The following is a 21220-nucleotide window of genomic DNA, read 5'->3' as shown; positions in this document are numbered from 1 at the left end:
CCGCCTAACGGGGCTTCGACTTATCCGCAAGCGTTTGCGCCACGTTCTCGGAAACCCGATCCCGTCCCTTGGCGGCGATTCGCAGCCAGTCCTCCTCGAATACCGCCTGCATATCCTCGGAAACTTCTGCGGGGATGGTGAGCCCGCCGCCGAGAGCCGGCAAATCCCCTTTGAGATCGACTTCGGCTCGGCAATGCACGGTGACGGCCCAGAAACCGAGATTAACCCACGTCCAATACTGTCTTACCCACGCATCGACCGTGACGGCCTGCTCATAGCCTTGATCGCCCGGTTGGAGCACCCGATAGCCGGCCTTGCGAAAGCCATTCCCGATCGAGTCCTCCATGACGGCGGCAACGGTCTGTCCTTCTGGCAACAGGATGTCCCCCAAGGCCTTGCCGAACCCGCCTCGTTTGCGCGCAATGGCCCTGGCGGTGATTGCGCTGTTGCCGATCTCGCCATCCTGCAAAGAGGGCGTGGAGGGGTCTTTCGGCGCCGCCTCGAAAACCCGCGCATCCTCGACGGACTTTATCTTGACCGCTATCCCCGAGACCGGGTTCTGGATGGCCTGAGCCTGGTCAAGCGGAACGACACTTCTCCCGACGGCGCAGCCTCCCAGAACGGCGGCCAAGCCGAAGACGAGTATCGTTCGAGATATCGCAGACATGTCGGTTCCCCCACTGGTTCATTTAGGACAAGCTTGTCACCCTCGTCTCAGATCGTCAGGACACTTCATCTTCCGTCGGATGCGGCGAGAAACGGCTTGGCGGCTTTCCTTTCCCATTCCGGTAGATATTTCGCGAGCTTGGCGCGGATACTGGGCATGTTGTCCTGGGCCCACGCATAGGAAGCCGGCGAGTTCTCGACCCACTTGCAGGCGTTGAGTTCCCCTTCAAGTTTTGGGTCTGACGAGACAACCGGCACAAGGGAAAAACGCGCCTTCCATGCCCCCAGACGGGTAACGATGCGCGCATGGTAGGTCTTGCCCGGCAGAAGATCGGCCTCCAGAAAATCCGCCGATTCGCCGATGACCATGAAGCGCCGCCGACCGGTGTTGCTTCCGTAGGCAACCTTGCGGCCGGTAGAGACGATGCCGATGAGATCCATCCGTCCGTCGCTTATGTCGAACACCGACGATCGCATCGCGCCACCAGCGTCCGAAAACGGACTGAAGAAGACAAGCGTGGCCTTGTCCGCCGCGGGCGAGGTGACAAGAGCCGGCGCCCGGTCGAGGGCGCGCATCCGGTCGCTGGCGCACGCCGACAGCAGGGCTCCGAACAGCAATATCCCGATCAGTCGGGCGGCTTTTCTCATTTTTGTCCCCCCAAAATTGCGTTGTGTAATTCGGGAAGATTACACGGGAATGCTTACTGATGCACGCATTACGGGAGGCGCAGAGAAGCCAGTGCGATAACGAGGGAATACGTGCTGAGGGACCAAAAAGGCGAAACTCAGTATTTCCGATAGAGGTTCCCCTATCGGGCACCCCAAAACCGACACCTCGGACAAAGGCTTGCCGGGAACCCCGCATTGCAGAAATGAACTTGGGGGCCATTCATGGCGTGCCCATCGAAGGGAAAGGAAGGAAGTCAATTCCGAAAACCATCGGACGGGTGGCGGGACCAGTTCCCGGAATAGCCCGGTCCCGCCATGGTCTCCCGATGGTCTACAGCCGTTTGAGGGCAACCGTTCCGTCGCACTGCGACGCCGTCCAGGTGCCGTTCGCGTCGTTGCCATTAAAACGGACGTTAGCTGTGGCGCCGGTCACGCCGGCGGAGCCGATATTGCCTTTCAGGGTTCCATCCGGGGCGATCGTCCCCCACAGGTCGTACTTTTTGATGGTTCCATCGAACACCTCGGCAATCATGTAGCCGTATTGCACTTCGCCCTTTGCCACGAGGTTCATGGCCGCGCAGGACGAGCTTTTGCTCGGTAGCGAGCCGGTCCATTTGCCATCATAGGGTGACGGGTTGCCCGATTTTGGAAACTCGACGGTCGCACAGCCGTTCAAAAGCAAGGCAACAACGGCGATTGTCGGAAAAATCCTCTTCATTGGACACTCCATGTGCTCGTTGTCGGGCTACCATTGTTCAAGAACGGCAGGTGCCATCGGCAAGCCAGCGGCTTTCCACGCATCCACGCCGCCGCGATACCACTGGACATTGGTGTAGCCCATCCGCTTTAGGCGCAGTGCTGTGTTGTAGGAAAGCCAGCACTCGGCACTAAGGCAGAGGGTGACGATGGATTGTGCCTTGGCGCCATTCGCAAGAGCGGCCACCTTGGTTTCGAGGCGGCTTTGGATTGCGTCGTCGAAGCGTTCGCCTGTGCCCGCGCCCCTGAGCCAGTAGGCTCCCGGCAGCGTCGCATGACCACTTCCGCCCAAGGTATCAAGGACGATTGGCGGATTGACGGATTTCAGGAGGGGCAGCAACTCCGCTGTCTTGATTGTCTTCACGCCGGGCACGGTCGTTGGCGTTGAAGAATGAAGTTTCTCTTTCTGAAGATTTTCGGTTGACGCGATGCCCCAGTCGGCATCTTCGAATGCATAGGTCGAAGGGGCCGTCGCCCCGCTTAACTTTGACCGGGCCTCGGCATGTTGTTCCTGCGCGGTGACACAGCCGGCCAGAGCAAAAGCAACGGCAACGGCGACAAAGAACGTTTTCTTCATTTTGGGCATTCCTTCATGGATCTCCAGGAAGCACACCCGACGTTTGTTGTTAACGGCGGGTGTCCCTTGGATTCCGCAGTGGCTATTTTGCGTTCCGCTCGATGCCGCTGTAGAGCTTGGCGAACACCGCCCCGCTGGCACCCTCGCCGCACAAGCTTACCGAAACAAGGGTGTCCGGTTTGCCGACGCCGTCCATTCTGTCGCCGTTGTAGGACATGAAGTCATATCCCGTAAAAGAAACATAGCACGCCTTGCCATCGCTCTTCCGGTCGGCAATGGCGCTATAGCCAGACACGCTTCCTTTGTACGAAATTGGCGCAACCTGGCGAGGGTTTTGATAATACCGGTCGACCCTCCCCAAGAACGCGTCCCGGTCCCTTACCTGCGATTCCACCTGCGGATTGTACCAGCCGCGCTGGAACCGCTCGGTAAATACACTGCCCTCTGCGTTCGGGGACGAAAGCGCCACCTCATTTTCCACGTACTTATTGTCGCGAGTTCTCGTCTGCACTTTCTTGATCATTTCCGCTGGAATCAGGGACGGTATGTTCAGGTCCGCCTGCTCCGGATTGATGAGTCTCCATTCCGTATAGTGCATCCCCGTCGTCTGACACGCGGATGTGAACATGATCGAACCGAAAAGAAGCGTACCAACAGCGAGTTTCGTGACATTCTTCACGTTTATTTCTCCCAATTTTACCATTCTGCATTATTGGCGATGCCCAATTTTCGCGCGGGCGCCCCAATCAAGGGGCAAATATGTTTCAAAAGTTTGTCAACCAGCGGTTTCTTCGTATCGTATGTTTGTCCGCTTTGTTCGCACGCCGTCAGGATCTTGGGGCGTCTCGGAGATGAGCTGTGCAACGATGAGATCGCTGTTATGGGGAGAGTGCGGCGGCGAAGTGTCTTGAGGTGTCGCAGCTATCAACGTCGAGCCATCACTGCGCTCCATAATCACATGGCTGAGGTGTCGACTGCGCCCCAATTGCGACCCAGACTGAAGAATGGCGAAGGAAAGGCCAATGCCCCAAAATGGCGAAACCCCAGCGTTTCCGCTGGGGTTTCGATGGTGGGCGCAGCTGGGATTGAACCAGCGACCCCTACGATGTCAAGGCACTAAGTCCCGTTATTTATCAAAGGCTTAACGGCTAAGTCCGACGCGCTCACCCGCACGGCTTTCCTGGGGTTTCGCAGGGGCTGCGTATGAGCCGCGTACCAGAAAAAGCCACGCCCGAAGCCTCGCCCTCGGTGCGCTTCGTCCTGATCCGCCTGTTGGAGCGGGGCGGACCCGCCCTGGGCCTGTCGCGCACCATGATCGACCATCTGGCCTACCTCGTGCGCCACACCCGGGAGGTCGACTGGCAGCCGGGCAATCGGGCCATCGTCTACAAGTCCGTTACCAACATGGCCCGCGACCACGGTGTCACCGAGCGGCAGATCAACAACCGCGAACGGGAGTTGATCGACATTCTCGAATTGCGCCTGGAACTCTCCGGCAACTTCCGCCGCTACGGCGAGCGGGACGCCGACACCGGCCGTATCAAGCGCGCCTTTGGCATCGACGTCACGCCGCTCAAGACGCGCATCCCGGCCCTGGAAAAGGCCGTGGCCGACCAAGAGGAGGCGGAGGAACGCTGGCGTGAACGGAAGCAGGAACTTTCCGCCCTCAAAGGCCGCATCCGCAAGCTGACGGACGCCGCCATCGGCCTCGGGCTGGCCGACGCGGTGGAAACGGTCCTGGACCGTTGCGCGGGGTATCAGGACCGCATCCGCGCCGAGACCTCGACCGCGGAAATCGAGCGCCGCATCCTCTGCGCCGCCTGGGTCAAGGAGCAGCTGGAACGGGCCATCCTGCTGGGGAAAACCGTCGAACGGCCAGTGAAAACTTCCGACAGGGCGGAAGCCGACTTCCGACACAAAGACCTTCCGAATGATATTCTGACAAATGATGAATCATTTGAAGGCCCGCCTCCTGTGGATCATTGCCCCACCGGCGTGCCGGGAGCCAAACCGGGATGGCCGCCCCTCCTCCCCGGCCGATCGCCGCAGCCCGCCCTTGCCCCGCGTTCCCCGCATTCCAGAAACTTGCCGAATGCGAAGCGGTCTCCCGGGGCGATGCGGACGGAGAGACCCCACGCCCCATTCCGGAAGGAGACGACAGGAGAAGAAAATTTGCCGAAAATCGGCGGAGACGATCCAACCCATGGTTTTATCCCGCCGGTCATTCTAGAAATGACCACCCCCCTCGAAACAAGATCGATCGCCCCGACCGCATACCATCACCTTGCCGGAGAAACGCCATGGCCACGACCCGAAAACGCGTCAATGTCTCCTTTACACCCGAAGAACTGACCCGGGTCAGGAGCCAAGCCAAGCGGATGAGACTGTCCATGTCGGAGCTCTTGCGTCGCCTGTCGTTTGGCTATCAGGCTTTGATCCCCGACGACATTCCGTTTGTCCCGGTAATCCGCCAACTCCTCGAAACGAATGCCGAGCAGGCCCGCCTCGGAAACCAACTCAAACAGGTTCTCGATGGCGAGGACACTCCCTTCTCTCCGGCAACGATCGGCCAAATTAAAACGCTGATCGCCAAAATCCTCGAAACCCAGGGCCCCCTTTGTCAGGGTGCCGCAACCACCCTTACCTTGATCCGGACGGAGTCCCGGGACTTGTAGGCCCGGCTCCGCCCCCATTCGATGCGGGGTCCGCCAGCGGCAAACTGGCCCCCCGGATTTTCGGAGCTTCTCTGACATACCATGCCAACCAAACGAAAACGGATCCTGGTGTCCTTCACCCCGGAGGAAAAAGCCGACGTCGAGATGAAGGCGGACCAGATCTACACGTCGATTTCGGAGTTCCTTCGCGGGCTGATCCTCGGCCACGGCATGCCCAAACCGGAGGCTTTCGAGTACTGCCATGCTATCCGCGACCTTCTCACGGTGAATGCGGATCAGGCTCGCCTGGGCAATCTACTGAAGCTGGCCCTCGATGTCGGAGGTAAGGATCTGGCGCCCATGATCGTCTCGCAGATAGAGGACCTCATAACTGACATCCGCAAAACGCAGGATACCCTTCGCGACGGCGTGGAGACGCTGCACTATAAGCTTCATCCGCGACGCGCCAAGAGAGGTCGGCCGAGGTGACCGTGTTCACCCCTTGGCTGGAAAAACCCGAAATATGGACTTGAAACCATATGCATCAGGAACCATAATCAACGATGAAATGGGATGTGATCTTTCATGTGGCGTTCGCGCCCGAGTTCGAGGCCCTGCCCGAGGAAGCGCAGGACGAACTGTTGGCCCATGCGGCGCTTCTCGCGACGTTCGGCCCACAGCTCGGACGCCCACGTGTCGACACCCTGAACGGGTCGAAGCACGCCAACATGAAGGAACTTCGTTTTGATGCCGCCGACGGCGTCTGGCGTGTCGCTTTCGCGTTTGATCCTGAGCGCAAGGCCATCCTCCTGGTGGCTGGCGACAAGTCCGGGCAGGCGGAAAAGCGGTTCTACCGCCAGTTGATCGCCAGGGCGGATGCCCGCTTCGACGACCATCTGAGCGGCTTGCGGAAGAAAGGAACACGGTGATGGCGACTGACCTGAAGACCATGATGGACCGCTTGCCGGCGAAGCGACGCCGCAAGGTCGAGGCACGCGCCGCAGAGCTGATCGCCGAGGAGATGACTCTGCGCGACCTCCGCAAGGCCCGCGACCTCACGCAGGCCCGGCTGGCCGAAATGCTCGACATCGGCCAGGACAGCGTGTCCCGACTGGAGCAGCGTTCGGACCTGATGCTGTCGACCCTGCGCGGCTATGTCTCCGCCCTGGGCGGCCGCCTGGAGCTGATCGCCAAGTTCCCCGACCGCCCGGATGTGATGCTCACCGGCCTGTCGGATATTCTGACCGCCAAAACGCCGGCCAAAAAGCGATCGGCCAAGCACCTCCAAATGGCCAAATAGGGTAAAAGCCAGTCCAGAGCGGAACTAACGGGACGCCGATTTCGTCGCCCCGAGGATAAAGAACGACGCCTCGACCCGGTAGGAGCTTCCAGGGAAGCCATCATCGAACCGTTCGATCTGATCGAATCCAGTGCTTTCCAGCAGGCGGGTCGCCGCCGGCACGTCAAGACCGCGAAAGAAAGGCATCGCCCGCTTGATGGAGCGGTATTTCGTTTCAAACCGGCAAAGCATTTTTTCGGAGCCGCCCGGCAGGAAATAGCCCAACCGTCGGATGAGAACGCGTCCCAACCTCGCCAAGCCGGCAGGTTGCCACATGCCATCGGAAACGATCACCCGCCCGCTCTCGCGCAGAATCCGCTTCCAGGCCAGCAGGGCGGTCGGCGGATCGGGAAGCGTCCACAACACATTGCGGCATACGATGACATCGAAGAACCCGGCCTGAAAGTCGGGATTCCTGGCGTCCCCCAAGGACAGTTCGACCGCAACGCCCTCGCGCGCCAAATTCTTGCGCGCCTCGTCCAGCATCCGTTCCGAAAGATCGATCCCCCAGACCCGGTGCCCCCAAGACGCCGCTACTGCGGCAAGGAATCCGGTACCGGTGCCGATGTCGAGCACCCGCAATTCTTCGCCCAGCGGAAAGGCCCTGGAAAGTGCGGCTTCCCAATACGTCCTGTTCTTGTCAGCGAAGCCGAACGACGAGGCTCGCCAATCCCAGTAATCGGCGACCGCCTTGGATACATCCCGATCGGCCGTTGAAATATTCACCATGCCTCAGCTCTCATATTTAGCAATCACGCACCTCGGCCAGGAGGTTCTCTGTTCATCCACCGGCGCCACCACGTCCCTTCCGGCATCTGCGGGCTTAGGCGGCGGACAGGGAGTGGAGGGGAATAACCGTAATGGTGCCAGTTTCGGCATCGTGGTGCACACGTGCCGCGACGCCCCAGACCTCGGCCAGCAACTCGGCATTCAGTACCTCGGCGGGCGGACCATAGGTTACCAGGCGACCGTCCCTCAGCACCGCGATGACATCGGCGAAACGCGCAGCCAGGGTCAGATCGTGAAGGACCATCAGCGTCGTCATGCGACGGGCGTGCGTCTCGGCGCGCACTAAGTGAAGAGCATCCAACTGATGCGCCAGGTCGAGATTGCTGGTCGGTTCGTCCAAAACCAGCGCCGTGGGATCGCGAACCAAGGCTTGTGCCAGCATGACCCGCTGCAATTCGCCCCCCGACAGCTCGTCAAGGCCGCGGGTGGCCAGGGAGTCGGTGCGGGTAGCGGCCAATGCCGACATGGCCGCCGCCAAGTCGCCGTCGTTCACCCGCAGGCCAAGGCGACCCAACCGCCCAAGCAGGACAACCTCCAGCGCGGTTAATCCCGTCCCAGTCGGCGCCGCTTGCGGCAGATAGGCGATACGAGCATCCGGCGCATCGAGGGAAGCCGTTCCCAATTGCGCCTTCACCAGCCCGACGACCACCTTCAGGACCGTCGACTTGCCGGCACCGTTGGGTCCGACCAGGGCACATACCTGCCCGGCCGCCACCGTGAAGGCAACATCGGCCACCGCTGGGCGATTCGTGCCCGGATACCGGCAGGTCAGGGCGGCGACACGCAGGCTCACCAGAACCTCCGCCGGTTTTTCAACATCAGCAGGACGAAGGCCGGCACGCCGATCAGGGCCGTTACCACGCCAATCGGAAACAACGCCCCGGGCACCACCAGCTTCGATACCACCGCGGCCAGGACCAGCATCAGCGCGCCGCACAACATGGCGGTCGGGGCCAGGAAACGTTGGTCTTCGCCAACCAGCATCCGCGCGGCGTGCGGCGACACCAAGCCGACAAAGCCGATGGTGCCGACGAAACACACCGCCGCAGCCGTCAGCAGCGACAACCAGAAATAGACCCGCAGACGCAACGCCTCGGGATTGACCCCCAGCGCATGGGCCCGCTCGTCCCCCAGGCGCAGGGCGGTCAGCCGCCAACTGTCACGCAGCAGCGGCCCCAGACTGGCCACCAGCAGGCTGCCGGTGATCGCCACTCGCGTCCAGTTCGCCTTGGCCAGACTGCCGAACAGCCAAAAGACAATGGCCTGTAATGTCTCCTCGTTAGCCAGGTATTGCAACAGGGCCAGCAGGGCATGAAACAGGAACAACAGCGCGATCCCGGCCAGCACCATGGTTTCGGATGTCACGCCCTTGAGCCGGCTGAAGCCATAGACCGCGGCGCAGGTCACCATCGCGAAGGCGAAGGCCCCGGCCGGCACCAGCCACTCGTTCAACAGGGTTCCGCTCGCCACCGCGCCGCCAAAGCTCAGCACGAGGGCGGCGCCGAAGCCGGCCCCAGCCGAGACGCCCAGGGTATAGGGGCTGGCCAGGGGATTGCGCAGGAGCGTTTGGATCTCCGCCCCGGCAAGGCCGAGGGCGGCACCAACGACAAGCGCCAAGGCAGTAGTCGGCAAACGAAGATTCCACACGATGATGCGATCGCTCGCCGTCACGCTGGAGGGATCGACGATGGCCCGCAGGACGGTTCCGATAGGAAGGCCGGACGGCCCCACCGCGATGTCCGATATCACCGCGACCACACAGGCTATAGCCAAAGCCACGATCACACCCAGCCGTTGCCGGACCAACCGCCCATAGATCGCTCGCCCGACGCTGGCACAGGCCGCCGGTTCTGGATCGGCGATCGGGATACTTCCTAACGTATCGACGGTCACGCCAGGCACCGCAATAGGTTGGTGTCAGTCATCGAGACCCGCCGTCCAGACGCCGCTGAAGGTCACGGGAAGCCAATCCCGATGGAAAGCCGCTAAGGCAGCCTCCGGGTCGAGGTCGGCGAACACCTCCGGGTACAGCATTTTGGCGATCGCCTGCAAGGCGACGAAATCATAGATGTGGCGCGACAGGCCATGATGGATGCCGTAGAGCCGGCCGTTCTGAATGGCCGGAAGGTCCTTCCAACCTTGGCGGCCTTCATAGGCATGTAGCCGGGCCCGCGCGTTCTCGGCATTCTGAAAATAGCCCAGTCGCAGGGAGTCGGGCTGGTTCGCCCAATACGAACCGGTCACAATGATGACCTCGGGCCGGCGCGAGAGCACTAGTTCGGGGGAAACCGGCCCGTAGGTTTTCACCACATCACGGGTGATGCTGTCGCCGCGGGCAGTGTCTATCAGGGCTCCCCACATGTGGGGGCCGTAGGCATTGTCGTATTCGCCCGGCCCCTTCTGGCCGAGTTCCAGGTAGACCCGGGGACGCGGGCCCTTCAAGGCCTTCAGGCGCTCGGTCACCTTGGCGGTCTCCTCGGCATAGAGCTGGGCCAGCCGCTCGGCACGAACCTCCTCGCCCAGCAGCTTGCCCAGAAGCCGCGTACTGGCCTGATGGGTGGCCACGGTGTCCGTGTGGTAGTCGACAAAGGCCACGGGAATGCCCGCGTGCTGCAGTTGCTCCACCTCGGCAGCGGCCAAAACCTCGAAACCGGCGACCATGATCACTAGGTCGGGACGCAAGGCGACGATCTTCTCCGCCGAAAGGGTCTTCTTTTCCACGTAACCGACGTCGGGCCTTTCGACCAGCCAGGGAAGCGCTTCCGTATACTTCTGCCAAATCCACTGCCGCCGTCCCTTCCAGTAGATGTGCCCCCAGCCGACGATCCGCTCTTCGGCCTTGGGGCCGAGGATGGCCAGCACTTCCTCGATATTGAACGTGACGACGATACGCTTGGCCGGAGCCGACAAGGTGACAGAACGGCCGCACAGGTCTTGCACGGAAATGTCGGCCCTGGCCTCGTGACCGGCCATGGGGATCGATACAAGGGTCATCAGGACGACAAACAGGGATAGGCGGAAAAATCGGCAAACTGACATGTTCTTCTCCCGACCGCTGAACACGGTTTGATGGATGGGGGACAATTAAGGACGAACCTCATCGTATTTTTTTAAATTCGTCATACTTATTTTTGATGCTTAAGCCTGAACGACGACAGAGGTCCTCGTCTTCGCAAACCGCCCTCTTTCGCAACGGCTCCGCCGGTCAGGAGAAATAACATCCTCGCGTTACCGGAGAGCCCTCCTTCGGGGCGCACTAACGGTCCCCCGACAAAGAAACCCGGCCCTCACCGGTCTTACCTCTTTTGCCCGACCACGATGTAGCGGCGGCCCGGCCAGAAGTACGGCTTGCGTCCGAGCGGGGCGTGGGCCCGTTCATGAGCGACGACGTCCTCCAGGCGGTCGACGCACAGGATTTCATAGCCGGCACGCTCGAGGGCGGCGGCAAGAATCTTGGCGCGGGGACCTCCGAAGAAGGGAAGATTGGTCGAATTCCCCGGATAGTGGACCTGCCAGCCGGGATCGTAGTTCGGCGTCGGGACCAGACGCTCCATAACATTGGCCAATCCGACGCACAGGTGCTCCCAGAGGGTACGAGGCGTCCAGGTCCCCTCGACCGGCATCACACGCCCCCCGGGAACCAGAATCCGATGCCAATTGCGAAATGCGGCCTCGGGATCGGGCAAGGTCCACACCACATGGCGGCAAACGATCAGATCGAACGTTTCCGGGCCGAATGGAGGGCTTTCTGCGTCGCCGTCCCGAAAGGTAATGCTTAGCCGTGCCGCCTCGGCCTTGGCACGGGCCCGGGCCAGCATGTCCGGGGCAAGGTCGACCCCCGTCACCGTGCATCCCAGATCGGCAAGGAGCAGGGAGAGGAAACCGGTACCGCACCCGACGTCCAAGACACGCAGCCCTTCGCGAGGTCTGGCATTGCTCTCCAGCGCCGAACGCCAAAGGGTTCGGTGCGTCTCGTCGCAAAAACCATGGCCAAAGGCGTTGTCGTAGGTAACGGAGCGGGCTCCCCACAGGGCCGAGATCCGCGTTTTTAGGTACAACCCTTCCTTTTCCGACGCAGGACCGTCGTCGGAAACAGAGATTTCTTCGATGTTCGGCATTTTTCGGTTCGCTCAAGTTAACAAGTCGTATGACGAATAGTTAAATCATCATACGAACGCAAGCGGTTTATTCCTCATTCGAACCGCATCCGACGGCCTGCCGGCGGAACGGCCCTTCACACTTGGCCCGCTGGTCAACGTCTATGATGAGGGAACGTTGGGCTATCTGGCCGGCCTGGGTGCCATCCGGGCGCGCCTTCCACCCGAACTCCCGCTGAAGGCCATAAGGGAGTTGGCGGCTTCCAGGTCGGCGGAGATCGAGGTGCAGGTTTTCGGCCGTCTGCCGCTCGCCATCTCCGCCCGCTGCCCGCACGCCCGTGCCTATAAGCTCCACAAGGACAGCTGCCAGTATGTGTGCGGCGAGGATCCGGATGGCCTGCCGGTCGCGACCATGGACCACCACGCTCTCCGGCGCTTACGCGAACTACCTGGGCGGCTTGCGGAAGAAGGGAACACGGTGATGGCGACTGACCTGAAGACCATGATGGACCGCCTGCCGGCGAAGCGACGCCGCAAGGTCGAGGCGCGCGCCGCAGAGCTGATCGCCGAGGAGATGACTCTACGCGACCTCCGCAAGGCCCGCGACCTGACGCAGGCCCGGCTGGCCGAAATGCTCGACATCGGCCAGGACAGCGTGTCCCGGCTGGAGCAGCGTTCGGACCTGATGCTGTCGACCCTGCGCGGCTATGTCGCCGCCCTGGGCGGCCGCCTGGAACTGATCGCCAAGTTCCCCGACCGCCCCGACGTGGCGCTGACTGGCTTGGCAGACCTGCCCAATGCAGAAGCGCCGGCCAAGAAGCGGCGGGCGATAAAGCGTTCTGCTATGGGCCAGGGAATTTCGGGCTGATGTGCTTGCGCGGGGCCGGATATCAGCTTGGTACGAGAGCAGCCGCACGGCCATAATCTATTATCGGCCACTCATGATCTAAGGCGACGTTGGCTACGTCCACTCCGGATGGCGGCTTAGCGCCTCATGTCGGTCGATCCGAAGGTTGACGCAAGTTCCCGACAGCGGACATTGATCTGAATAGATGCGCTGCTGTGTGCCAGGAGCAGTCATTCGAGCCTGAACGATCGAATTGGAGGATTCCTTGAGGCGCAGGCCATCCGCGGCTCGCGTGAACGATATCGGCGGCACCTAGGGCATATCGCAGCTTTCCGACTGCGACCGCCCCCTGATGGACTTAAACCGCCTTCGGCAGCGTCACCGTCACCAGCAGGCCGCCGGTTGGGGCGTCATCCAGCCAGATATGGCCGCGATGGGCTAAGATCACGTCGCGCGCAATCGTCAGGCCGAGGCCGGTGCCGCCGGTCTCGCGGTTGCGCGAGGCTTCCAGCCGCTTGAAGGGTCGGAAGGCATCCTCGCGCTGCGCCGCCGGGATGCCAGGCCCGTCATCGGCGATGGTAACGATGATGGCTTCGAGCGAGTCGCGAAGCGCCACCTGCACCGTGTTGGCGTACTTGCAGCCGTTGTCGATCAGGTTGGCGAAGGCGCGGCGCATCGCCACCGGCCGGCAGGTCAGGCCGGCATGATCGGGGCCGTCATAAACGACGCCACAGCCCGCGTCGGCGGCGGTGTCGCACAGGCTGATCAGCAGCGAGCCAAGATCGAAGGCGCTGGGCGTCTCCTCCTCCAGCTGGTTGCTGGCGAAGGTCAGCGTCCCGCTCACCATCGTCTCCATGTCGCTGAGGTCGGAGAGCAGCTGGCGCCGCTGGTCCCGGTTGGGCACATACTCGGCGAACAGCCGGAGCCGGGTGAGCGGTGTGCGCAGGTCATGGCTGATCGCCGCGATCATTTGCAGGCGCTCGTCGACGAATTGTTTCAGACGCCGCTGCATGGCGTTGAAGCTTTCGCTGATCGCCCGCAGCTCTGGCGCATCGAACTCGCCGACCAGGCTGAGCTCGCGGTTGCGGCCAAGTTTTTCCGCCGCGGCCGCCAAATCGTCCAGCGGCCTGATCACGCCGCGCGCGACCCAGATCGAGAACAGGGCAATCACCAGAACCGCGGAGAGCGGCAACACCACGTTGCGGATCATGCGCGCGGTTTCCTTGCCATCGCTCTTGGGCGCCACGACCAGCCATTCCTCGTGACCGATGCGGAAGCCGACGCGCAGATCGCTGCTCAGCATGTTGCTGCGCTGGTCGTCGATATCATCGACCATCATCACCGCCGGCAGTTCCGGCAGGACGATGACGAGCGAACGCACCGACCGCCCCGGATCGTCCAGTTCGCTGGCCATCAACATAACGTCTTCCGGCGTCAAGCCGAGGGCGGCGGCGATTTGCAGGCTCAGTTCGCCGAAGGCCCCCGCGTGCATGGTATCGGGGAAATCCGGTCGCGCGTTCAATTGCGTCACGTCCAGCCAGCGCCGCGCCGGCAGGCTTTCCAGCAGGGCCGGCCGCTCGGCCTTCGGCACGGCGATGCTGCGGTCGCGGATGTCGCGCACGGTGTCGACCAGCCAGTCGCGCTGGAAGAAGGCGATGGGTTGCGGGCGGATCACCAGCGGCATCGCCTCGTCGACGAGTTCGACGGCCAGCAGGCTGCCGACGACCACAAGGGCGATGCGGGGCGCCAAGCGCAGGCGTGACCAAAGCGGAATTTTCACGCCTGCCTCCTTACGAAAGCGTCCTGCAGCCGGGTGACCGTACCCGCGAAGAAATAGCCCTCGTTGCGAATGGTCTTGATGAAGGCCGGGTCCTGCGGATCGGCCTCGATCTTGCGGCGCAGCCGGCTGATCTGGACGTCGATGCTGCGGTCGTAGGATTCGCTCATGCGGCCATGCGCCAGGTCCAGGAGATGGTCACGCGTCAGCACGTGCTGCGGATGTTCCAGGAAGGCCAACAGCAGGTTGAATTCGCCGCTGGTCAAGTCGGTGAGCGCGCCGGCCGGCGAGGTCAGCGTGCGCCGGCTGGAATTGAGCTGCCAGCCGCCGAATGCATAGATGGTCGCGACCGGACGTTCGTTGATGCTGGCGGCGCCCAGCCTGCGGGTAACGGCGCGGATGCGCGCCAGCAGCTCGCGCGGATTGAACGGCTTGACCACGTAGTCGTCGGCGCCGATCTCCAATCCGATAATCCGGTCGGTGTCGCCGCCCATGGCGGTCAGGAGGATGATCGGTACGCTGCTCTGCGCCCGCATGCGGCGGCAAAGCGACAGGCCGTCCTCGCCCGGCATCATGATGTCCAGCACGATCACGTCGATGCGCGCGGTCTCGCACAATGCGAACATCGCCTGGCCGTCGCCGGCCTGACTGACCTTGAGCCCATGATCGGTGAGGAAGCGCGCCAGCATGGCGCGGATACGGTGGTCGTCGTCGACGATCAGGACGTGGCTGGCGGGAACGGCGGTCACATCTGTCTCCGGGTTTCGGCTGTTGCCAATATAGCATCTTGGCCCGCCGCCGCGCCGGCCCAGCAACATTCTGAAACAAATCGACACGGAGCCGAAACTCGCCGGATGGCCTTGGCGGGTAGGATGACGCCATCCCATCCTTCCCACGGATTTCAGAAAATGGACCTTCCCCCGATGAAATATACGATCCTTCCTCCGGTATCGCGTCCCCTGCTTGCCGTCGTGGCGCTGTCCGCGCTGTCATCCGTCGCCGCGGCTGAACAGCCGGGGCAGCCGCCGAAAGAAGGCGACTGGGACATCCGGCTGGGCGCCATGGCGATGTACCAGCCGGATTACGAGGGCAGCGATGACTACGAGGTCTCGCCTTTGCCCTTCCTGATGGTGAACTACCGCGACCAGGTCTTCCTGCGCGGCCCGATGCTGGGCGTCAATGCCCTGACCTTCCAGGGCCCCACCCCGGGCGACAAGCTGCAGATCGGGCCGGTGGTCCGCTACGAGTTCGGTCGCGACGACGGCGACAACGACGATCTGCGCGGCATGGGCGATATCGACGGCGCCGTGGAACTCGGCGCCTTCATCACCTATGACATCGGACCCTGGTCGACCGGCCTCACCCTGTTCCGCGACGTCAGCGACAGTCATGACGGACTGACGGCGAAACTCGAGGCCGGCCACAAGATGTCGCTTGGGCCGAAGCTGATGCTGCGCACGGAAATCTCCACCACCTGGGCGGATGACAACTACACAGAGACCTTTTTCGGCGTCACGGCCGCGCAGTCGGCGCGCAGCGGCATGCGGCAATTCCGGCCGGAAGGCGGCTTCAAGAACGCCGGCATCACCGTCAACCTCGATTACAACCTGACGGAAGACTGGGGCGTCACCGCCCGCCTGGGCTACGAGCGCTTGCTGGGCGACGCCGCCGACAGCCCGCTGGTCGAGGACCGCGGTTCCGCCGACCAGTTCAGCACCGGCCTTATGGTCAGCTACAAGTTCTAGGCGGGAACTTCGGAGCACGATGAAAACTTCGCTCAAACTTACTCTCGCAGCCACAACCGTCGCACTCGCCGGCCTCGCCATCTTCACGATGGCGGCGGCCAATCAGCCTCGGCAGGAGGTTGGGCCGCCGGCCGCGGGGCAGTCTTCCCTGACCGTAGCCGTTACCGGACTGCAACCCGCGACATTCCCGATCCGGGTTTACGGCAACGGCGACATCGTGGCCTGGCAGGAGACCATCATCGGCTCCGAGGCCAACAACCTGCGCCTGATCGAAGTCAATGTCGACGTCGGGGACAGAGTGCGCCGCGGCCAAACGCTGGCGACCTTCGCCGCCGACACTGTCGAGGCTGAACTGGCGCAAAGCCGCGCGGCGGTCGCCGAAGCCGACGCGACGCTTTCCGAAGCCGCCGCCAATGCCAAGCGCGCCCGTGGATTGCAAGACAGCGGCGCGATGTCGGCGCGGCAGATCCAACAGAACGTCACCGCGGAACGCACGGCGCGGGCGAGGCTGGATGCCGCCAGGGCGGTGGAGAGAATGCAGCAACTTCGTCTCGCGCAGACCCAAATCTTGGCCCCGGATGATGGCGTCATCTCCGCACGCGCGGCAACCGTCGGCGGCGTGGTCCCGATCGGCCAGGAGATGTTCCGGCTCTTCCGGGGCGGCAGGCTCGAATGGCGGGCCGAGGTCGCCGCCACGGACATGATCAGGCTCGAACCCGGACAGAAGGTCACGATCACACCGGTCGGAGGAGATGCCATCGAGGGCCGGCTGCGAGTCCTCTCGCCTGTGATCGACACCCAGACCCGCAACGGTCTGGCCTATGTGGATATACCGCCAAGCGACACCGTGCGAGCCGGGATGTTCGCGAGAGGCGAGTTCGATCTTGGTGCGGATCAGGTGATGACGCTGCCGCAAAGCGCGGTGCAGGTGCGCGAGGGCTTCAGCTACGTGATGCGCATGGGGCCGGATTCCCGGGTCATCCGGTCCAAGGTGATGACGGGCCGCCGCTCGGGTGATCGCGTGGAGATCCTCGGCGGCCTCGAGGCGGCACATCGCGTCGTCGCCTCGGCGGCGGCCTTCCTCGGCGATGGCGACCTCGTGCGCGTGGTCGAGGATCGAGAGACTTCGCGGCCCGCCGGGCTCACCGCCGACGCAAGAACGCCTGGCCGGCGTTAAGGGACCGCTATGAACATGAATATCTCCGCGTGGGCGATCCGCAACCCGATCGCGGTCATCCTGTTGTTCGTCCTCACGACCTTTGGGGGGCTGTTGGCCTTCTCGGTCATGAAGATCCAGAATTTTCCAGACATCGATGTGCCCACGGTCACGGTGACGGCCTCGCTGTCCGGAGCCTCGCCCTCCCAGATGGAAACCGAAGTCGCGCGCAAGATCGAAAACTCCCTCGCGGCGATCCAGGGCATCAAGCACATCAAGAGCGTCCTGACGGATGGCGAGGCCAACATCACGGTCGAGTTCCGGCTCGAAAAGCAGAGTCAGGAGGCGCTGGACGATGTGCGCGCGGCGGTCGCCCGCGTACGGGCCGACCTCCCCGCCAATCTGCGCGATCCGGTGATCAACAAGGTCGAGATCGCGGACTCGCCGATCCTGATCTACTCCATCGCGTCAACGCGCATGGATGACGAGGCCCTGTCCTGGTTCGTCGACAACGAGGTCGGCAAGGCCCTGCTGGCTGTTCCGGGCGTCGGCGCCGTCACCCGCGTCGGCGGCGTCAGCCGCGAAGTGCGCGTGGATCTCGACCCCGACAGTCTGCTTGCGTTGCACACGACGGCCGCGGACATCTCGCGCCAGTTGCGGCAGGTCCAACAGGAAGCGCCGGGCGGCCGCGTCAACTTCGGCGACGCCGAGCAGTCGGTACGCACGATCGCGACGGTCCAGACCGCCGAGGAAATCGGAGCCATCGAGCTTGCGCTCGGCGACGGACGCCGCATCCGCCTCGACCAGGTCGCGGCGGTAAGCGACACGGTTGCCGAGCCCCGCTCGGCGGCCTTCCTCGATGGCGTGCGGGTTGTCGGGTTCGAAATCCTGCGGGCGAGAGGCTACGGAGAGATCGACGTCGCCGACGGCGTGCGCGACGCCCTTGTCTCGTTGATGGCCAGGCATCCGGAAACCACGGTCAGGGAAGTGTTCAACTTCGTTGACCCGGTGGCCGAGAACTATGCCGGGTCCATGACCCTTCTCTACGAGGGCGCCGCGCTCGCGGTGCTGGTCGTCTTCCTGTTCCTGCGCGACTGGCGGGCGACCGTTGTCGCCGCGGTCGCGTTGCCGCTGTCGGTGATCCCAACCTTCGTGTTCATGCATTGGATGGGGTTCACGCTCAACATGGTCACATTGCTTTCGTTGTCGCTGGTGGTCGGCGCCCTGGTCGACGACGCCATCGTCGAGATCGAGAACATCGAGCGCCATCTGCTGATGGGCAAGACGCCCATCAAGGCTTCCATGGACGCCACCACCGAAATCGGACTGGCGGTCGTCGCGACCACGTTCGCGCTTATCGCCGTGTTCCTGCCGACGGCATTTCTGAGCGGCACGGTCGGCAGGTTTCTCGTTCAGTTCGGTTGGACGGCGGCCGGCGCGGTATTCTTCTCCCTTGTTGTCGCCCGCCTGTTGACCCCCGTGATGGCGGCCTACCTGCTGCGCACCCCATCGGGGCGCGCGGCACACGAGCCGGGCTGGATTCGCCACTACCTGGGTTGGGTGCGCTGGTGCCTGCGCCATCGCGCCGCCACCACGGTCGTCGCGGCAACCCTGCTGGCCGGCGGCCTGGCGCTCGCACCCATGTTGCCCGCCACCTTCATTCCGCCGGATGACGATGCAATCACGCAGGTGACGCTTACCCTTCCGCCGGGCAGCGAACTGCGTGACACGGTCGCGCTGGCCGAGCGCGCCCGCGCGGTGCTCGAACAGGACAGGCACGTGCACCTGGTCCATACCGTGATCGGCGGCGGAAGCACTGACGGCGATCCGTCCGAATCGGCGGCCATGTCCGGCTCGGACGTGCGAACGGCGGTCCTTACGCTGAACTTGACGCCCCGCACGGAACGCGGGGGCCTGCGCAAACAGGAGATCGAGCGGAACCTTCGTGAATCACTGGCGATCCTGCCGGGCGTCCGGGTCAAGGTTGGCATGGATGGGTCGAGCGAGAACTATGTCCTCGTTCTTGCCGGCGAAAACAGCCGGATACTCGAGGAGCATGCGCTTCAAGTCGAGCGCGAGCTCCGCGCCATCCCGGGCATTGGCGCCGTCACATCCTCCGCCGGCCTCGTACGGCCCGAGTTGATGGTCAAGCCCGATTTCGCGCGCGCCGCGGACTTGGGTGTCACGTCCGCGACGATCGCCGAAACGCTGCGGGTCGCCACGATCGGCGACTACGAGCAGGACCTTGCCAAGCTGAACCTGGGCGAGCGGCAGGTGCCGGTCATGGTGCGGTTGACCGATGCCGCGCGCAAGGATTTCGAGACGCTGAAGCGCCTCCCGGTACCCGGCGCGCGCGGGCCGGTGGCCCTGGAGAACGTCGCCACGCTGGAAATCGGCAGCGGACCGTCGCAGATCACGCGTCTCGACCGCATGCGCAACATCAACCTTGAAGTCCAACTCAACGACCGCCCCCTCGGCGAGATCGAACAGGCCGTCATGGCGCTGCCGAGCGTGAGGCAACTGCCGCCTGGCATCGTGCAGGGCACGCTCGGCGACGCGGAGGAACTGGGAGAACTGGCCACCGGGTTCGGCATGGCCATGCTGATCGGCGTCGTGTGCATCTACATGGGTCTGGTGCTGCTGCTCAAGGACTTCGCGCAGCCGGCGACGATTCTGACCGCTCTCGTGCTGTCGCTGCCCGGTGCCGTCCTGGCCCTGTTCCTGACAGGTTCGACACTGTCGATCTCCTCGATGATTGGACTGGTCATGCTGATGGGGGTGGCGACGAAGAACTCGATCCTGCTGGTCGACTACGTCATCATCGCGCGTCGGGATCACGGCGCCCGCCGCATGGCCGCCATCCTCGACGCTTGCCGCAAACGGGCTCGGCCCATCGTGATGACGACCATCGCCATGGGCGCCGGCATGCTGCCGACCGCCCTTGGCTTTGGCGGCGACCCGAGCTTCCGCGCGCCAATGGCCATCGTCGTGATCGGCGGCCTGATCACGTCGACGCTCCTCAGTCTGCTGGTCATTCCGGTCGCCTACAGCTACGTGGACGATGGCGTGCAATGGGCCAGAGAGCGCTTCGGGGCCGGACGCCCGGCGAGGCAGCCGTCGGTGTAAGGTGCCAGGCCCATCCGTCGGAGTAGCGGACATCAAGGTGTACACGAGCGGATGGATCGCACTACGGAGCTCTAACGTCCAGCCGGAGTTCGTCTGCTCCGGGTCAAATCCAGCCGAAGCTGCTCCCGTCAGCAGTGTCTGCTTACACTAACTCCGCGTGGGACAGGAGACTTTCCGGAATCGGCCCCCTTCGGTCGCACCAGAACGGAAGCGTGAGTTACCACTCCCGGCACATCAGCGTTATCACCTCAAGCGGACCTAAGGACAGGTTTTCGCCCGTAGCCGATATTGTCGCCACCGCCATGGCGACAGATTCAATTGCCCGGCCGCTTCGACCTTGGGCATTTTCGAATTGGCCTACCCCTCTGTAAAAACCACCGGCTGCGTCGGGTCATAGACGAAGCGGGGCATTTGGGTCAGGCTTTTGTCGGCAGCCGTCTTTGGGGTCTCCCGTCCCTTGTCGTGGATGCCGCTCCGGCGATCGGGAGCGTGGCGTTCCGGCTCGGGTGCGTCGTAGCTGCGCCGCAGGGGCGACAGTTCATCGGCGATGTGGGTCACGCGGGCGCTGAAGGTGCTGAGCGAGATCGTCAGTTGCCCGGCCCGCCGCAGGCTCAGGTACAGCTGACGCACCGTGCATCCCTCGCTCAGCCGGTCCTCGATTTCCTCGCGCAGCGAGGCAACCTCGATTCGCCCCTGTCCCCACTTCCCTGCCACGGGAATCTCCTCTCCAATCCGATTCAGACCCAAAGAGTCTACATCGCCGCCCGGCTTTTTGTCAGGCTAAAAATATCTTTGTTTTTCAATCATGTATGCATGTTTCCGGAAACATGCGGACACTCAAGTCACAACTTTTTGTGGAAAACTGGAAACATCAAGAAAACTTTCCAAACATTGCGTGCCAGGATTCAAAATTATCAGCATTTTCAGGCGTATATTTATTTTCCTGATTATTATGCAGAGTTTCCTGAAATTTATCGGTCTTGTCCGCGACTTTCTTGCGTCGTTGAGTGGCAGGATAGGAG

Annotated in this window: 22 protein-coding genes and 1 tRNA gene; 9 read left to right on the top strand and 14 right to left on the bottom strand. The window is 62.8% G+C overall.

Annotated features, from left to right (window positions below):
- Positions 1-4: 4 nt before the first annotated feature.
- The 6 genes from ODR01_RS17325 to ODR01_RS17300 all read right to left on the bottom strand — a co-directional run bounded on the left by ODR01_RS17325 (position 5) and on the right by ODR01_RS17300 (position 3833).
- Complete coding sequence (locus ODR01_RS17325; protein WP_316978949.1) at positions 5-631, bottom strand: hypothetical protein; 627 nt, start codon at positions 629-631, stop codon at positions 5-7.
- A gap of 101 nt (positions 632-732) precedes the next feature.
- On the bottom strand, positions 733-1314 hold the full coding sequence (locus ODR01_RS17320) for a hypothetical protein (RefSeq protein ID WP_316978948.1): 582 nt from the start codon (positions 1312-1314) through the stop codon (positions 733-735).
- A gap of 352 nt (positions 1315-1666) precedes the next feature.
- Complete coding sequence (locus ODR01_RS17315) at positions 1667-2053, bottom strand: hypothetical protein (protein WP_316978947.1); 387 nt, start codon at positions 2051-2053, stop codon at positions 1667-1669.
- Between the two features lie 27 nt (positions 2054-2080).
- Positions 2081-2668 (bottom strand): rhodanese-like domain-containing protein, encoded by a 588-nt coding sequence (locus ODR01_RS17310; protein ID WP_316978946.1) that lies wholly within the window; start codon positions 2666-2668, stop codon positions 2081-2083.
- A gap of 82 nt (positions 2669-2750) precedes the next feature.
- A complete protein-coding gene (locus ODR01_RS17305; RefSeq protein ID WP_316978945.1) occupies positions 2751-3347 on the bottom strand; it encodes a hypothetical protein in 597 nt (198 codons plus the stop codon).
- 388 nt (positions 3348-3735) lie between these two features.
- Positions 3736-3833: transfer RNA gene (locus ODR01_RS17300), tRNA-Leu, on the bottom strand.
- An 83-nt stretch (positions 3834-3916) separates the two neighbouring features.
- Here ODR01_RS17300 and ODR01_RS17295 point away from each other — a divergent pair.
- The 5 genes from ODR01_RS17295 to ODR01_RS17275 all read left to right on the top strand — a co-directional run bounded on the left by ODR01_RS17295 (position 3917) and on the right by ODR01_RS17275 (position 6622).
- Complete coding sequence (locus tag ODR01_RS17295; protein ID WP_316978944.1) at positions 3917-5020, top strand: helix-turn-helix domain-containing protein; 1104 nt, start codon at positions 3917-3919, stop codon at positions 5018-5020.
- The gene (locus ODR01_RS17290; protein ID WP_394356843.1) at positions 4969-5343 is read left to right on the top strand and encodes a plasmid mobilization protein; all 375 of its coding nucleotides are present in this window, start codon (positions 4969-4971) and stop codon (positions 5341-5343) included. Before ODR01_RS17295 ends, ODR01_RS17290 begins: the two co-directional genes overlap by 52 nt.
- A gap of 81 nt (positions 5344-5424) precedes the next feature.
- On the top strand, positions 5425-5811 hold the full coding sequence (locus ODR01_RS17285) for a plasmid mobilization protein (protein WP_316978942.1): 387 nt from the start codon (positions 5425-5427) through the stop codon (positions 5809-5811).
- Between the two features lie 74 nt (positions 5812-5885).
- On the top strand, positions 5886-6251 hold the full coding sequence (locus tag ODR01_RS17280; RefSeq protein ID WP_316978941.1) for a type II toxin-antitoxin system RelE/ParE family toxin: 366 nt from the start codon (positions 5886-5888) through the stop codon (positions 6249-6251).
- Positions 6251-6622 (top strand): helix-turn-helix domain-containing protein, encoded by a 372-nt coding sequence (locus ODR01_RS17275; RefSeq protein ID WP_316978940.1) that lies wholly within the window; start codon positions 6251-6253, stop codon positions 6620-6622. The genes ODR01_RS17280 and ODR01_RS17275 overlap by 1 nt, the downstream gene beginning before the upstream one ends.
- A gap of 24 nt (positions 6623-6646) precedes the next feature.
- Here the strand turns inward: ODR01_RS17275 and ODR01_RS17270 are convergent, their stop codons facing one another.
- From ODR01_RS17270 to ODR01_RS17250, 5 genes are all read right to left on the bottom strand, one after another.
- The gene (locus tag ODR01_RS17270) at positions 6647-7390 is read right to left on the bottom strand and encodes a class I SAM-dependent methyltransferase (protein WP_316978939.1); all 744 of its coding nucleotides are present in this window, start codon (positions 7388-7390) and stop codon (positions 6647-6649) included.
- 94 nt (positions 7391-7484) lie between these two features.
- On the bottom strand, positions 7485-8243 hold the full coding sequence (locus ODR01_RS17265) for an ABC transporter ATP-binding protein (RefSeq protein ID WP_316978938.1): 759 nt from the start codon (positions 8241-8243) through the stop codon (positions 7485-7487).
- Positions 8240-9229, bottom strand: coding sequence for a FecCD family ABC transporter permease (locus tag ODR01_RS17260; protein ID WP_316978937.1), 990 nt, complete (start codon positions 9227-9229; stop codon positions 8240-8242). Before ODR01_RS17260 ends, ODR01_RS17265 begins: the two co-directional genes overlap by 4 nt.
- A 138-nt stretch (positions 9230-9367) precedes the next feature.
- Positions 9368-10489, bottom strand: a complete 1122-nt coding sequence (locus ODR01_RS17255) for an ABC transporter substrate-binding protein (RefSeq protein WP_316978936.1) — start codon at positions 10487-10489, stop codon at positions 9368-9370.
- Positions 10490-10746: 257 nt separating this feature from the next.
- A complete protein-coding gene (locus ODR01_RS17250) occupies positions 10747-11568 on the bottom strand; it encodes a class I SAM-dependent methyltransferase (RefSeq protein ID WP_316978935.1) in 822 nt (273 codons plus the stop codon).
- A 76-nt stretch (positions 11569-11644) separates the two neighbouring features.
- Between ODR01_RS17250 and ODR01_RS17245 the strand changes: the two genes are divergently transcribed.
- Positions 11645-12415, top strand: coding sequence for a U32 family peptidase (locus tag ODR01_RS17245; protein WP_316979029.1), 771 nt, complete (start codon positions 11645-11647; stop codon positions 12413-12415).
- Positions 12416-12752: 337 nt separating this feature from the next.
- On the opposite strand, the gene ODR01_RS17240 is transcribed toward ODR01_RS17245, so the two are convergent.
- Positions 12753-14174 carry a sensor histidine kinase gene (locus ODR01_RS17240; protein WP_316978934.1) on the bottom strand — a complete coding sequence of 474 codons (1422 nt, stop codon included), beginning with the start codon at positions 14172-14174 and terminating at the stop codon, positions 12753-12755.
- Positions 14171-14920, bottom strand: coding sequence for a response regulator (locus tag ODR01_RS17235; RefSeq protein WP_316978933.1), 750 nt, complete (start codon positions 14918-14920; stop codon positions 14171-14173). Before ODR01_RS17235 ends, ODR01_RS17240 begins: the two co-directional genes overlap by 4 nt.
- A gap of 174 nt (positions 14921-15094) precedes the next feature.
- Here ODR01_RS17235 and ODR01_RS17230 point away from each other — a divergent pair, with 174 nt between their 5' ends.
- Genes ODR01_RS17230 through ODR01_RS17220 form a run of 3 tightly spaced genes read left to right on the top strand, consistent with a single transcriptional unit; the run spans position 15095 to position 20198 of the window.
- A complete protein-coding gene (locus ODR01_RS17230; protein WP_316978932.1) occupies positions 15095-15916 on the top strand; it encodes a MipA/OmpV family protein in 822 nt (273 codons plus the stop codon).
- A gap of 19 nt (positions 15917-15935) precedes the next feature.
- The gene (locus tag ODR01_RS17225; RefSeq protein WP_316978931.1) at positions 15936-17093 is read left to right on the top strand and encodes an efflux RND transporter periplasmic adaptor subunit; all 1158 of its coding nucleotides are present in this window, start codon (positions 15936-15938) and stop codon (positions 17091-17093) included.
- Positions 17094-17108: 15 nt separating this feature from the next.
- On the top strand, positions 17109-20198 hold the full coding sequence (locus ODR01_RS17220; protein ID WP_316978930.1) for an efflux RND transporter permease subunit: 3090 nt from the start codon (positions 17109-17111) through the stop codon (positions 20196-20198).
- A gap of 357 nt (positions 20199-20555) precedes the next feature.
- Here ODR01_RS17220 and ODR01_RS17215 read toward each other — a convergent pair whose 3' ends face one another.
- Positions 20556-20912 carry a hypothetical protein gene (locus tag ODR01_RS17215; RefSeq protein WP_316978929.1) on the bottom strand — a complete coding sequence of 119 codons (357 nt, stop codon included), beginning with the start codon at positions 20910-20912 and terminating at the stop codon, positions 20556-20558.
- Positions 20913-21220: the final 308 nt, after the last annotated feature.

Origin of the sequence: Shumkonia mesophila (assembly GCF_026163695.1) — a bacterium.
Taxonomy (GTDB): Bacteria; Pseudomonadota; Alphaproteobacteria; order Rhodospirillales; family Shumkoniaceae; genus Shumkonia; species Shumkonia mesophila.
Note: the sequence above shows the minus strand (reverse complement) of the source record. Positions and strands in the feature narration are given on the sequence as shown.